Origin of the sequence: Aeromonas sp. ASNIH7, assembly GCF_002903485.1 — a bacterium.
In the GTDB taxonomy this organism is placed as follows: Bacteria; Pseudomonadota; Gammaproteobacteria; order Enterobacterales; family Aeromonadaceae; genus Aeromonas; species Aeromonas caviae.
Genome location: NZ_CP026226.1, coordinates 3927679 through 3940052 on the forward strand (window position 1 = coordinate 3927679; position 12374 = coordinate 3940052).

The following is a 12374-nucleotide window of genomic DNA, read 5'->3' on the forward strand; positions in this document are numbered from 1 at the left end:
CCCGACAAGGCAAGCATGAGCCAGCGTCACGGAGGTGCTGCTGGTGGCTGGTATCTGGAAGGGGCGAGACCCGGCCTCGCCCCTTGCCAGGGTCAGGGGGCGGGGCGGGGGAGATCTTCCCGCTTGGGCCAGGCGTTGAGCACCGCTTTGACCAGGGTGGCGAGGGGAATGGCGAAGAAGACGCCCCAAAAGCCCCACAGACCGCCAAACACCAGCACGGCGATGATGATGGCCACCGGGTGCAGGTTGACCGCCTCGGAGAAGAGCAGGGGGACCAGCAGGTTGCCGTCGAGGGCCTGGATCACGAAATAGGCCACCATCAGCCATGCGAAGTCGGGGGTCAGCCCCCACTGGAACAGGGCCACCATGGCCACCGGCACGGTCACCGCGGCGGCACCGATATAGGGGATGAGCACGGAGAAGCCCACCGCGACCGCCAGCAGGGCGGAGTAGCGCAATCCCATCAGGGCGAAGGGCACATAAGTGGCGATGCCGACGATGACGATCTCGATCACCTTGCCGCGGATGTAGTTGATGATCTGGTCGTTCATCTCCACCCAGACCCGGTTCACCAGGGTGCGGTTGCGGGGCAGGAAGCGGCGCAGGCCTCCCATCAGCACCTGTTTGTCCTTGAGCATGAAGAAGACCATCAGGGGCACCAGGATGGCGTAGATGAGGATGGCCACCACGTTGATGAGGGAGCTCAAAGAGGCGCTCACCAGTTGTTCGCCGCCGGTCAGGATGCGCTGGCGAATGTTGTCGATGATGGTTTCCACCAGGCTGACGTCGATGATCTCGGGGTATTTTTCCGGCAGGGTGCGGACATAGTCCTGGGCATGGGCCAGCATGGCGGGGGCCTCCTTGGCCAGGTTGACCCCCTGGCTCACCAGCGTCGGGATGAGGCCCAGCAGCATCAGGGTCGTCACCGTGATGAACAACAGCAGGACCAGGCTGGTAGCGACGGTGCGAGAAAGGCCGCCTCGTTGCAGGCGACTCACCGGCCACTCCAGCAGATAGGCCATCACCAGGGCCACCAGCAGCGGTGCCAGCAGATCCCCAAACAGCCAGAGCACGGCAAAGCAGAAGACCAGCAGCAGGAAGAGGGTGACGGCATCGGGGTCGGAAAAACGGGTCTGATACCAGCGCTTCAATACATCTAACATCGAGGCTTCCTTGAATGGCGGCTCACGGGGTGGGTGGCATGGGCTCGGGGGCGAGCAGGGCGTCCCGAGGGGGACGGGCAACGACGAGCAGCAGGGAGAGGCGGGCAGCTGACTCTTCCCGGGTCTGGACATGGTGACCCTGACGGCGCAGATAGGCGGGAATGTCCTGCCGGGAGCCTGCATCCCCGAGCTGGATGCACACGGATTGACCGGGCCGGGCCTGGCGCAACCAGAGCTTGAGCCGGATGAGGGGCTCGGGACAACGCCAGGGGGTCAGGTCGAGCTGTTCCATGAGAACTCCATCTCGTGCGTGGCGGTCATTATGGCCGTGATGAGAGGATGAAACAACGCTTGTGGGCCTTGAATGGCAAGGGTATTCTGCCGATGCCCGCTGGGGTCTGATTGGAGATAGAGATAACGTGGCACGTTTTTCCCCCCTGATAGCATCGCTTCCCCTGTTGGTCACCCTGATGGGGGCGACCTTCCACGCCCAGGGGAGCAACCAGTTGCCCGACATCGGTACCGCCGGGGTCGCCGCACTGCCCATCGAGCAGGAGGTGCGCTATGGCAACGCCTTCATGCGTTTTGCCCGGGCGGGCCTGCCCATCATCGATGACCCCGTGCTCAACGAATACATCGACGATCTGGGCCAGCGGCTGCTGACCAATGCCGACGGGGTGCGCTTCCCGTTCACCTTCTTCCTCATCAATGATCCCAGCATCAACGCGGCGGCCTTCCTCGGTGGCCGGGTCAAGGTGCACACCGGCCTCTTCCTTTACGCCGAGAGCGAGAGCGAGCTGGCCTCGGTACTGGCCCACGAAATCACCCACGTGACCCAGCGTCACATCGCCCGTTACATGGAGGCACAGGCGAGCAGCTCCGCCATGACCCTGGCCGGCCTGGTGGGCTCCATTGCACTCGCGGTGATCAACCCCACCGCCGGCATCGCGGCCTTGCAGACCACGCTTGGCTTGTCGATGCAGTCGGCCATCAACTACACCCGGGACAACGAATACGAGGCGGATCGCATCGGCATGAAGACGCTGTATGACGCCGGATTCGATCCCATGGGCATGGCCAACTTCTTCCAGAAGCTGGCGGCGGAGTACCGCTATGCCAGCAAGCCGCCGGAGATGCTGCTGACTCACCCCCTGCCGGAGACCCGGATCAGCGAAGCCCGTGCCCGGGCCGGGAGCTATGGCGCGCGCGCCCTGCCGCCGAGCCTGGACTTCTGGCTGGCCAAGGTGCGCATCCAGGTGCGCTATGGCACCGAGATGCCCCAGGCGCTGCTCACCTACTTCGACAGCCGCCTGCAGAAGGGGGATTACCCCCTCAAGGATGCCGCCATCTATGGCAAGGCGCTGGCCCTGTTGCAGCTCAAGCGCACCGACGAGGCCGACACCCTGATGCAGGAGCTGGCGACCCGTCACCCGGAGGATCTCTTCGTGGTGGATGCCCTGACCGACATCGATCTCGCCAAGGGGCGCAGCGCCCAGGCCATCGCCAGACTGGAGCGCTTCCGCACCCGGATGCCGGACAACGAGGTGGTGGTGGTGAACCTCGGCAACGCCTATCTGGAGGGGGGCAACTACAAGAAGTCCATCGCCATCCTGGACCCTTATGCCCGGGAGCACGACGAGAACAGCCTGGCCTGGAGCCTGCTGTCGGACGCCTACCGCAAGGCGGGCAGAATGACGGACCTGCACATGGCACGGGCGGAGACCCTTTCCCTGCGCGGGGACTACCAGGCGGCCATCGACGAACTGATCGTGGCGCGGGGCACCACCAGTGACAAGCTGACCCTGGCCCGCATCGAGGCGCGTATCACCCAGCTGGAGCGGGCCAAGAAGGATCTGGACAGCCTCAAGGGCTGAGTCCGGAGCGGGTTGATGGCAAGCGGGGTGCTCCTTTGGGGGCACCCCGCCTTGTTTTGCAGGCTAAAATAGGGCCTTTCATCGGTTTCAACGCATCTTGATGATGAAGAAATGAGAGTGATGGATGGCTCTGCTATGGGGCGCTCGCCAGGCGGCGTTTTATCTCGGCGAGCTTCTGTTCGTCCAGCTCTCCCACCAGGGTCTCCAGCAGCGTTCCCCTGGCATCAAGCAGATAGCTGGTGGGCAGCGCCCCGGGCCTTGGGAACGGGAGGCGGGCGTCGTCATCCGGGATCATCAGGGGAACCCTGATGGCGTGGCGCTGTGCCAGCTCGGTCAGTTCGGCGGGGGAGGCGGGGTCATAGTTGATGGCGATCACCCGGATCTGGCCTTCCTGGTGCAATGTTGCCAGCAAGGGCATCTCCCGCAGGCAGGGGGCGCACCAGGGGGCGAAGTAGTTGACCAGCAGCGGTTTGCCACCGAGATCCGCGAGGCTGACCTTCTTTCCCGCGCCGTCGGTGAAGTCGGGTGCCGGGCTGCAGGCCCCCAGCAGGGTTGCCACAATCAGCCAACAGATCCGTTTCATTTCCATAGCCTTCCCGCTTACCCTGACCATCCGTTTCCCCTACAATAGCGCCATTTCTTGTCCCATCTTGCGATTAATCAGGGAGTTATCATGAGCGAGACCCAAATCTACCACAATCCGCGCTGCTCCAAGAGCAGTGAAACCCTGGCCTTGCTGGAACAGCACGGGGTCGCCCCCGAGGTGGTGCTCTATCTGGAGCAGGCCCCGAGCGAGGCACAGATCCGCACCCTCCTGAGTCAGCTTGGCTTCACGGATCCCCGACAGCTGATGCGCACCAAGGAAGAGCTCTACAAGGAGCTGGGGCTCGGCGAGGTGAGCGGCGATGACCTCATTCGTGCCATGCACCAGCACCCCAAGCTCATCGAGCGCCCCATCGTCATCAAGAACGGGCAGGCCCGCATCGGTCGTCCGCCCGAGCAGGTGCTGGAGATCCTCAAGTGACCACCCGCTTCGCTAGCCTGCTGACCCTGGCCGGTTTTTTCGGCCTGCTGGCCTGGGTGCTGCTCTGGCATCTGTGGCTCTCGCCCCACCCGGATCTTGCCCCCTGGCTGTTGCCGGTGATCTGGACGGTGCCGCTGCTCTTCCCCCTCAAGGGCATAGTGCAGGGCAATCCCTACACCCACGCCTGGGGCAATTTCGTGCTGATGCCCTACTTCCTGCACGCCCTGACCCTGATCACCACGGATGAGGGGGAGCGGTGGTTGGCGGTGGTGGAGCTGGTGCTCACCACCCTGGCGTTTGTGGGCACCATCTATTACGCCCGCCTGCGCGGCCGCGAGCTGGGGCTGAGTATCCGCAAGAAGGAAGGCTGAGCCCCTCCCTGTCCGCCTGCTGGCGGGCAGGGTATGTGTCTGAAACCGACGCAAGCCAGCGAATGGCATCTGGCGGTATCGCCCCGAAGTGGCTTGCTTATCTCTTTGATTAATTTATGGATATTGATCGCTGATTGGCAGGGAAGCGCCTCTGTTGGCAGATCTGTCACCTGGCTTGCCAGTCTCAGTCAGCCCCTGTTATGCAAAAAGGGATACGCTTGTGTTTTCACTGGACTCGAGTGAACCATGTGACAATCCTGCGTTCTCCCCTGTTGCACAAGACCCTGCTGGCCCTGACCGTCTCCCTCTCCGTCAGTTCCCTCGCCGATGCCTGTACCCGCGCCGTCTATCAGGGGGAGGGAGCGCTGGTGGTGACCGGTCGTACCATGAACTGGCGCAGCGCCATGCCGACCAATCTCTGGGCGCTGCCCCGTGGCATCGCGCGGGAAGGGGAGGCCGGCGCGCACTCCATGACGTGGACGTCGCGCTACGGCTCCGTGGTGGCGGCAGGCTTCGATGCAGGCACCGCCGACGGCATGAACGAGAAGGGGCTGGTGGCCAACCTGCTCTATCTGACCGAGTCCGAGTATGTGACCCCGAGCGACAAGGATCCGCGCAAGACTCTCTCCATCTCGCTCTGGGCCCAGTACGCGCTGGACAACTTCGCCACCGTGGCCGAGGCGGTCGAGGCCCTGTCGAAGGAGGAGTTCTATGTGGTGCCCACCCTGACCCCGGATGGCAAGCCGGGCCAGCTGCACCTCTCCCTCTCCGATGCGAGCGGCGATTCCGCCATCTTCCAGTACGTGGGGGACAAGCTGCAGATCTACCACGACCGCAGCTATCAGGTGATGACCAACTCGCCGACCTTTGACAAGCAACTGGCCCTCAACGACTACTGGGAGGAGATTGGCGGTCTCACCATGCTGCCCGGCACCAACCGCTCGGCGGACCGTTTTGCCCGCGCCTCCTTCTACATCAAGACCCTGCCAAAGACCGACCAGGCCAACGAGGCGGTGGCCGGGGTGATGAGCGTGATGCGCAACGTCTCGGTACCCTTGACATCCTCCCCCACCTTAGCGCTTCGCGTCACAGGAGGGGGATTCCCATTACTGGGTGATAGCTGCTCGCGCAGTACCGGGTTCCTGCTTCATCGGGCGGCCTGATTGCACCGCGCCTCCACAGGCTAAAACGGCGTGTCCCGCCGCTAAAATATTGCGAGCGCCATTCACATCGGCGTTCGCCTCATAACCACACGCAGCGCATTTAAACTGGCTTTGCGTCTGGCGGTTATCCTTCGCAGTATGCCCACAACAGGCGCACTGCTGGCTGGTGTAGGCCGGGTTTATCGCCAACACCTGACCACCTCGCCATGCCTGCTTGTATTCGAGCTGGCGGCGCAGCTCAAACCAGCCCTGATCTAATATCGAACGATTCAGCCCTGATTTTGCCCGGACGTTGCGCCCCGGCTGACTGGTCGTGCCCGCTGCTGATTTTGACATGCTGGCAACCTTCAAATCCTCAATGACGATCATCGCGTGGTTTTTGCTGATAGTCGTTGTGACCTTGTGAAGGTAATCGCGGCGGGTGTTGGCGATATGTGAGTGCAGCCGCTGGATCTTGGCTTTTTGTTTCTTCCAGTTGCTGCTGAACTTTACCTTTTTGCTCAACTGGCGTTGGAGCCTTGCCAGCTTGGTCTGATTGGTTTTGAAGCTGTTGACGGGCTCAAACACCGTGCCGTCTGACAGGGTTGCGAGCTTGGCGATCCCCGCATCTAGCCCGACCATTGAGCCGGAGGGGTGAATTGGCTCAAGCGTCTCCTGCTCGACCTGAAAGGAGATATACCAGTGCCCGGCTGCTTGGCTGACGGTCGCGTTTTTAATTTTCCCTTCAACTGGCTGGGACTGACGGAACTTGACCCACGCCAGCCCGGCAGGCAGCTTCACGCGACCCTTTTCAAGGCGGCAATACTTGTCGAAGTTGACGAACCGGATAGCGTCGCGGTTGTCGCTTTTTTTCTTGAATACGGGTGCCTTGGCGGCGAGTTTCTTATCAAAGCAGCGCATCCACGCGCCATGCAAATCCTTGAGCTTCTGCTGGAGGTTGTCGGTATATGCCTCGGCCAGAAAGGCCATTTCTGGGTCTTTCTTCCAACTGGTGAGCATCCTGTTCAGCTCAAAGGCAGAAGGCAGTTTTTCGCCAGCATCCAGAATGCGCTTTGTCTCTGCCAGCCCGTGATTCCAGACATAACGAGCACAACCGCCCAACTGGCGCAGGCGTTGCGCTTGTTGGGCGGTCGGTTCGAGTCGGAACTTGTAGGCTTTCAGAATTTGCATTTATCACTCAGTGTGCAGCATTATTACCATATCTATTAAGCCCGATTGAGTGACAGAATGCAATTCACTAAAATTAATAAATCACGCCATGCGGCATACGTTTTGCACGTACATTTGGTGTTTATCACCAAGTATCGAAAGCCGATATTGGGGGATCTGCATCACGCTTCCTTCGGTCAGTGTGCGGCAGAAGTTTGCAGAGAACGTTGGAGGTGATCAAGCAATACATTCAAAACCAGCGGGGCTGACGCCCCGGCGAAATTCCCCTCCCACCTACGTCGGAGGGAGTCCCCTTTCGCATTTAAGATGGGGATCAGCACCCCGGATCAGCCCAACATCTCCACCACCCTGTGGCGCAGCGTGGCGGATCAGCAGCATCGCCGCTATTTCTTCGAGCTGACCCATCTGCCCAACACCTTCTGGGTGAGCATGGACAAGCTTGTTGCTGCCTGTCTGCTCGCCACCCCCGTCACCGCCAAGGAGTGGAAGACGGTACGCTTTGGCGTGGAGGGGGCCTATCCACCCTTCTCATGGACCGATGCGTCCGGAGAGATCAAGGGATTTGACATCGATCTTGCCAACGCCCTGTGCCAGCAGATGGCCGTCAGGTGCGAACTGGTGGCCCAGGATTGGGACGGCATGATCCCGGCCCTGCTGTCGCGCAAGTACGACGCCATCATCGCTGCCATGTCGATCACCGACGAGCGGCGCAAGAAGGTCGACTTCACCGAGAAATATGCCCACATTCCCAACCGCTTCGTGGCGGCCAGGGGCACCGAACTGACGCTGACGCCGGAAGGGATGGCGAGCAAGCGCATCGGCGTGCAGCGGGCCACCACCCACGACAAGTACCTGACCGACAACTTCGGCTCCAGCGTCACCATAGTGCGTTACGGCAGTGCCGATGAAGCCTACCTCGACCTGAAGGCGGGACGGGTGCTGGCCCTGCTGGCCGACGCCTCGGCTATCGAACAGGGGTTGCTTGGCAAGGAAGGGGGCGACAAGTTCGACTATGTGGGGCCGGCCCTGACCGACCGTCAATGGTTTGGCGACGGCATGGGGATCGCGGTGCGCGAGGGGGATCAGGATCTCAGGGCCAGGCTGAACGACGCCATCAAGGCCCTGTGCGCCAACGGCAAGTATCAGGAGATCAACCGGAAGTACTTCAAGTACGATATCTATGGCGGTTGATGGGTAACAGTCGGAGGGAGCCTGCTCCCTCCTTTTTCATGCAGCAAGGAGAGACCCCATGTTGACCCTGATCGAGGGTGCGCAGATCCATAGTCCGGCCCCGCTCGGCCAGCAGGATCTGCTGGTGGCGGATGGCCGCATCGCCTGGATGGGCAAGGGACTGACGGTTCCGGCCGACTGGCCACTGACGCGGGTGGACGCTGGCGGCCGCTATCTGGTGCCCGGACTGGTGGACCCGCTCGCCCATATCACCGGAGGCGGCGGCGAGGGAGGCTTCGGCTTTCGCACGCCGGAGCTCTCGGCAAGGGCAGCTCTGGCGGCGGGGGTCACCACGCTCGTGGCGGCCCTCGGCACCGACAGCCTGACCCGCAGCCCGGCCCAGGTGCTGGGGAAGGTGCGCGAGTTTCGCGCCGCCGGGGTGAGCGCCTTCATGTACACCGGCTCCTACCACCTGCCGGTCAAGACCCTCACCGGCACGGTGGAGTCGGACATCATGCTGATCCCCGAGGTGCTGGGGGTGGGGGAGGTGGCCATCAGCGATCACAGGTCCAGCGCCCCCACCCACGACGAGCTGGCGCGGCTGGCGAGCGAGGCGCGGGTGGCCGGGCTGTTGTCGGGTAAAAGTGGCGTCAGCTTCTTTCACCTGGGGGATGGCCGGGGGGGGCTGGCGCCCCTGCGGGCGTTGCGGGACGGCACCGACATCCCGCAACGCCAGCTCTACCCCACCCACTGCAACCGCAACCCCTGGCTCTTTGCCGAGGCCATCGAGTGGGGTCGGGCAGGCGGCTGGGTCGACCTCACCACGTCGAGCTTCCCGGATCTGCTGGATGACGGGGAGCGGCTCGCGGCCGACGCCCTGGTGGCGTTGCTGGCGGCGGGCGTGCCCGTGGATCGCATCAGCTTCAGCTCGGATGCCAACGCCAGTCTGCCGCGCTTTGACGGCGAGGGGCGGCTCATCGAGCTGCGCTGTGGCCAGATAGGGAGCCTGTGGCAGGAGGTGGTGGCGGCCTGCTGCAAGGGGGTGGCACTGGAGACGGCACTGGCGGTAGTGACGGCCAATCCGGCCAGGGCGCTGGGGCTTGCGAGCAAGGGTACCCTAGGGGTAGGGCAGGATGCGGATCTGCTGCTGATCGATCCTGATACGTTCGCCATCGAGCGGGTGATGAGTGGGGGCCGGTGGCGCACCTAAATACCGGCGCCTGTCATCCAGCCTGCTCAGTTCATCAACAAAAAGCCCGGCAGCAGTGCCGGGCTTTGTCGTGCCATGGGGCTCAGATGGCCAGGAACCCCAGGATCAGAATGGGGCCGAGCAGGCTCAGGATAAAGCCGGAGACGATGGCCACCGGCACCACCTGGATGCCGCCGGATTTCTGGATGACTGGCAGGGTGAAGTCCAGCGCCGTGGCGCCGCCGTAGCCGATGGCGGCGCTGGGGTGGCGGCGCATCAGCACCGGGATGATGAGGATGGCGATAAGCTCGCGCCCCAGATCGTTGATGAAGGCGGCGGAGCCCAGCACCGGGCCCAGCTTGTCCGCTACCAGGATGCCGGAGAGCGAATACCAGCCAAAACTGGAACTCATCGCGAGGCCATGGGCAAAGGGCATGCCGAGCAGCTGGGCGGCCAGCAGGCTGCCGAGCCAGCTGCTGAGGATGACGGTGAGCGCGATCTTCATGCCCCAGGGGTTGAGCAGGATCTGGCGCAGGCGCATGCCGGAGTTGCGCATCTGGATGCCGATGAGCAAGAGCAGCAGCATCAGGGCCCACTCGCTCAACTTGTCGATGGGCAGGGCGCGCAGGTCCACCACCAGCCCCAGCAAGACGCCCCCCAGCACCACGAAACAGAGCTGGAGGGATTCCCATAACAGGTGCAGCTTGCTCGGCATCTTGCCGTCGCTGGCCTCGTGGGTGGGGGGGCTGCGTTTGTCCAGCCACCACAGGGCCAGCAGGTTGCAGAGGGTAATGGCGGCGAGCATCACCCCTGCCACCTTGAAGATCACTGCCAGGTTGCTGCCCAGGTTCTCCACATAGGCCAGTCCCAGCCCCATCAGGAACAGGATGAGGTAGACCATCTTGCCCAGGGACTGGTTGACCAGCTTGATCAGACGGGCGGAAGAGAGGGGAACCAGATAGCCGATCACGAGCGGCAGCAGGATCAGCAACACATTGAGCAACATCGGGGCCTCGATCACAAAACGTGGAAAAACGGCACCTTATCACGACTTGTTGCACCTGTGTCACGGATCTGTGCATCAGCATGGCCCATACGGGACTTTTTTATCATATTGTTGTGTTTTTTGATGACAGCCAGCTGTGCACGCAAACAGAGAAAGAGGGGCACATCACCTGAAAAATCAATTTCATCCCCATGAAATGACGAGAGAAGGGGAATTTGCCTGGGTGAATAAAGTCCTTTTAGATGACATCTGGCGGATATGGTGAAATATGCTTGCTACCAGTGCGCTGCGGGTATAAAAGAGCGGTAGGGAAGGTGCGACAAAAAATGGATTTTATGCAGACAAAGTGCTGAAAAATACTCAATAGGCCAATAAAAATACAGATAAAACACCAAATACCTCGGTTCTGTATTGTTTTTTCACTACCTCAATGATATTTTCGCTGAAGGTTGCCATCGGTTAACGTTTTGTTAAATGGACGATGGTGGAGTCACGCCGAAGCGGCGTCTAGGGACAGACAAGGTTGTAATGGATGAGCGACGTTGCCGCACTGGAAGTTCGTGATCTGCACAAGTATTTTGGCACCCACGAAGTGCTCAAGGGCATCGATATGACGGCCCACAAGGGGGATGTGATCTCCCTCATCGGCTCCTCGGGTTCGGGGAAGTCGACCTTTCTACGCTGTATCAATTTGCTTGAAACCCCCTCATCGGGCAGCGTTTCCCTCCATGGGGAGCTGATCCGGATGAAAACCAGCCGTTCCGGCGAACGCCTGCCGGAAGACATGCGCCAGGTGGAGCGTATCCGCAGCCGGTTGGCCATGGTGTTTCAAAGCTTCAATCTCTGGTCCCACATGACCATCATGCAGAACATCATCGAAGTGCCCATCCAGGTACTCAAGGTGCCCCGTGCCGAGGCCATCGCCAAGGCGGAGCACCTGCTCAACCGGGTGGGGCTGTGGGAGCGTCGCGACTATTATCCCGGTCACCTCTCCGGCGGTCAGCAGCAGCGGGCCGCCATCGCCCGGGCGCTGGCGGTGGAGCCCGAGGTGATGCTGTTTGACGAGCCTACTTCGGCCCTCGACCCTGAACTGGTGGGGGAGGTCCTTGGCCTGATGCGCGAGCTGGCGGAAGAGGGGCGTACCATGATGGTGGTGACCCACGAGATGTCCTTCGCCCGCGACGTGTCGAACAAGGTGATGTTCCTGCACCAGGGGCGCGTGGAGGAGGAGGGCAATCCCAAGGAGATCTTCGCCCATCCCAAGTCGGAGCGATTCAAGCAATTCATCTCGTCCATCTATTGATGGACGGGATTCAATTTAAACCATCCGTACTTTCAACGATCGACGTGTTTATCAAGGAGAGATACATGAACAAGCTGATGCTGGCGACTGCCGTGATGACGGCCCTGTGTTCCGGTAGCCTTATGGCCAAGGAGTGGAAAGAGGTCCGGATCGGGGTGGAAGGGGCCTATCCCCCCTTCTCCTGGACCGAGCCGAGCGGCGAGGTGAAAGGCTTCGACATCGACATCGCCAACGCCCTGTGCGAAGAGATGAAGGTGAAGTGCACCCTGATCAAGCAGGACTGGGACGGCATCATTCCGGCGCTGCTGTCGCGCAAGTATGACGCCATCATCGCCACCATGGACATCACCGAAGAGCGCAAGAAGAAGGTGGACTTCACCCAGAAGTACCAGCACATCCCGGCGCGCTTCGCCGCCAAGAAAGGGACCGAGATCCAGCTCGACAAGGCCTTCATGGACGGCAAGACCATCGCCGTGCAGCGTGCCACCTCCATGGACACCTACATCACCGACAACTTCCCCAACGCCACCATCAAGCGCTACGGCACTGCGGATGAAGCCTACCTCGATCTGAAATCCGGCCGTGTCGACTACGTGATGGCCGACTCCGCCGCCATCAGCGACGGCCTGCTGAAGAAGGAAGGGGGCGATGCCTTCGAGTTCATCGGCCCGAAACTGACCGATCCCAAGTGGTTTGGCGAGGGTGCCGGCATCGCGGTGCGCAAGGCCGACAAGGATCTGAAAGAGAAATTCAATGCCGCCATCCTGGCCCTGCGTGCCAATGGCAAGTACAAGGAAATCAACGACAAGTACTTCGACTTCGACGTGTACGGCGAGTAAGCCGACGTCAGGCGAACAACGACAGGTTGATCCCGTCAGTAGTCATCGGGCCCGTTGCCTTCCGCTGGGAGTGACGGGCCCGATTGCGATGGAGCTGCATTG

At 61.4% G+C, this 12374-nt stretch carries 13 protein-coding genes and 1 pseudogene; 9 read left to right on the forward strand and 5 right to left on the reverse strand.

The window, feature by feature from the left end; all coding sequences use genetic code 11:
- Window positions 1-92: 92 nt before the first annotated feature.
- Window positions 93-1163: an AI-2E family transporter gene (locus C2U47_RS18530; protein ID WP_029314318.1), complete on the reverse strand. Its 1071-nt coding sequence runs from the start codon at window positions 1161-1163 to the stop codon at window positions 93-95.
- 22 nt (window positions 1164-1185) lie between these two features.
- Complete coding sequence (locus tag C2U47_RS18535) at window positions 1186-1455, reverse strand: sulfurtransferase TusA family protein (RefSeq protein WP_042880621.1); 270 nt, start codon at window positions 1453-1455, stop codon at window positions 1186-1188.
- A 127-nt stretch (window positions 1456-1582) separates the two neighbouring features.
- Between C2U47_RS18535 and C2U47_RS18540 the strand changes: the two genes are divergently transcribed.
- Window positions 1583-3037, forward strand: a complete 1455-nt coding sequence (locus tag C2U47_RS18540; RefSeq protein WP_233735831.1) for a beta-barrel assembly-enhancing protease — start codon at window positions 1583-1585, stop codon at window positions 3035-3037.
- Between the two features lie 133 nt (window positions 3038-3170).
- Here C2U47_RS18540 and C2U47_RS18545 read toward each other — a convergent pair whose 3' ends face one another.
- Window positions 3171-3650 carry a TlpA family protein disulfide reductase gene (locus tag C2U47_RS18545; protein ID WP_103261794.1) on the reverse strand — a complete coding sequence of 160 codons (480 nt, stop codon included), beginning with the start codon at window positions 3648-3650 and terminating at the stop codon, window positions 3171-3173.
- 60 nt (window positions 3651-3710) lie between these two features.
- On the opposite strand from C2U47_RS18545, the gene arsC reads away from it, so the two are divergent.
- The 3 genes from arsC to C2U47_RS18560 all read left to right on the forward strand — a co-directional run bounded on the left by arsC (window position 3711) and on the right by C2U47_RS18560 (window position 5595).
- A complete protein-coding gene (gene arsC / locus C2U47_RS18550) occupies window positions 3711-4061 on the forward strand; it encodes an arsenate reductase (glutaredoxin) (RefSeq protein WP_103261795.1) in 351 nt (116 codons plus the stop codon).
- A complete protein-coding gene (locus tag C2U47_RS18555) occupies window positions 4058-4432 on the forward strand; it encodes a DUF2069 domain-containing protein (RefSeq protein ID WP_103261796.1) in 375 nt (124 codons plus the stop codon). The genes arsC and C2U47_RS18555 overlap by 4 nt, the downstream gene beginning before the upstream one ends.
- A gap of 239 nt (window positions 4433-4671) precedes the next feature.
- The gene (locus tag C2U47_RS18560) at window positions 4672-5595 is read left to right on the forward strand and encodes a linear amide C-N hydrolase (RefSeq protein ID WP_233735832.1); all 924 of its coding nucleotides are present in this window, start codon (window positions 4672-4674) and stop codon (window positions 5593-5595) included.
- Here the strand turns inward: C2U47_RS18560 and C2U47_RS18565 are convergent.
- Complete coding sequence (locus C2U47_RS18565) at window positions 5539-6765, reverse strand: RNA-guided endonuclease InsQ/TnpB family protein (protein ID WP_103261797.1); 1227 nt, start codon at window positions 6763-6765, stop codon at window positions 5539-5541. The genes C2U47_RS18560 and C2U47_RS18565 overlap by 57 nt on opposite strands.
- Before the next feature lie 57 nt (window positions 6766-6822).
- On the opposite strand from C2U47_RS18565, the pseudogene C2U47_RS18570 reads away from it, so the two are divergent.
- From C2U47_RS18570 to iadA, 3 genes and pseudogenes are all read left to right on the forward strand, one after another.
- A pseudogene (locus C2U47_RS18570) lies at window positions 6823-6969 on the forward strand (IS200/IS605 family transposase); the annotation flags it as partial.
- Between the two features lie 225 nt (window positions 6970-7194).
- The gene (locus C2U47_RS18575) at window positions 7195-7956 is read left to right on the forward strand and encodes an ABC transporter substrate-binding protein (RefSeq protein WP_103261973.1); all 762 of its coding nucleotides are present in this window, start codon (window positions 7195-7197) and stop codon (window positions 7954-7956) included.
- Window positions 7957-8014: 58 nt separating this feature from the next.
- The gene (gene iadA, locus C2U47_RS18580) at window positions 8015-9145 is read left to right on the forward strand and encodes a beta-aspartyl-peptidase (RefSeq protein WP_103261798.1); all 1131 of its coding nucleotides are present in this window, start codon (window positions 8015-8017) and stop codon (window positions 9143-9145) included.
- 82 nt (window positions 9146-9227) lie between these two features.
- On the opposite strand, the gene C2U47_RS18585 is transcribed toward iadA, so the two are convergent.
- On the reverse strand, window positions 9228-10130 hold the full coding sequence (locus C2U47_RS18585; RefSeq protein WP_041215456.1) for a lysine exporter LysO family protein: 903 nt from the start codon (window positions 10128-10130) through the stop codon (window positions 9228-9230).
- Between the two features lie 532 nt (window positions 10131-10662).
- Here C2U47_RS18585 and C2U47_RS18590 point away from each other — a divergent pair.
- Window positions 10663-11433, forward strand: a complete 771-nt coding sequence (locus C2U47_RS18590) for an ABC transporter ATP-binding protein (protein WP_010674267.1) — start codon at window positions 10663-10665, stop codon at window positions 11431-11433.
- Between the two features lie 65 nt (window positions 11434-11498).
- Window positions 11499-12272 carry an ABC transporter substrate-binding protein gene (locus C2U47_RS18595; RefSeq protein WP_010674268.1) on the forward strand — a complete coding sequence of 258 codons (774 nt, stop codon included), beginning with the start codon at window positions 11499-11501 and terminating at the stop codon, window positions 12270-12272.
- Window positions 12273-12374 lie beyond the last annotated feature (102 nt).

Coding starts and splice junctions, on each gene's coding strand:
- C2U47_RS18590 (WP_010674267.1), top strand. CDS start 10,663: ATGAGCGACGTTGCCGCACTGGAAGTTCGTGATCTGCACAAGTATTTT.
- arsC (WP_103261795.1), top strand. CDS start 3,711: ATGAGCGAGACCCAAATCTACCACAATCCGCGCTGCTCCAAGAGCAGT.
- C2U47_RS18575 (WP_103261973.1), top strand. CDS start 7,195: ATGGACAAGCTTGTTGCTGCCTGTCTGCTCGCCACCCCCGTCACCGCC.
- C2U47_RS18595 (WP_010674268.1), top strand. CDS start 11,499: ATGAACAAGCTGATGCTGGCGACTGCCGTGATGACGGCCCTGTGTTCC.
- iadA (WP_103261798.1), top strand. CDS start 8,015: ATGTTGACCCTGATCGAGGGTGCGCAGATCCATAGTCCGGCCCCGCTC.
- C2U47_RS18535 (WP_042880621.1), bottom strand. CDS start 1,455: ATGGAACAGCTCGACCTGACCCCCTGGCGTTGTCCCGAGCCCCTCATC.
- C2U47_RS18585 (WP_041215456.1), bottom strand. CDS start 10,130: ATGTTGCTCAATGTGTTGCTGATCCTGCTGCCGCTCGTGATCGGCTAT.
- C2U47_RS18565 (WP_103261797.1), bottom strand. CDS start 6,765: ATGCAAATTCTGAAAGCCTACAAGTTCCGACTCGAACCGACCGCCCAA.
- C2U47_RS18545 (WP_103261794.1), bottom strand. CDS start 3,650: ATGGTCAGGGTAAGCGGGAAGGCTATGGAAATGAAACGGATCTGTTGG.
- C2U47_RS18530 (WP_029314318.1), bottom strand. CDS start 1,163: ATGTTAGATGTATTGAAGCGCTGGTATCAGACCCGTTTTTCCGACCCC.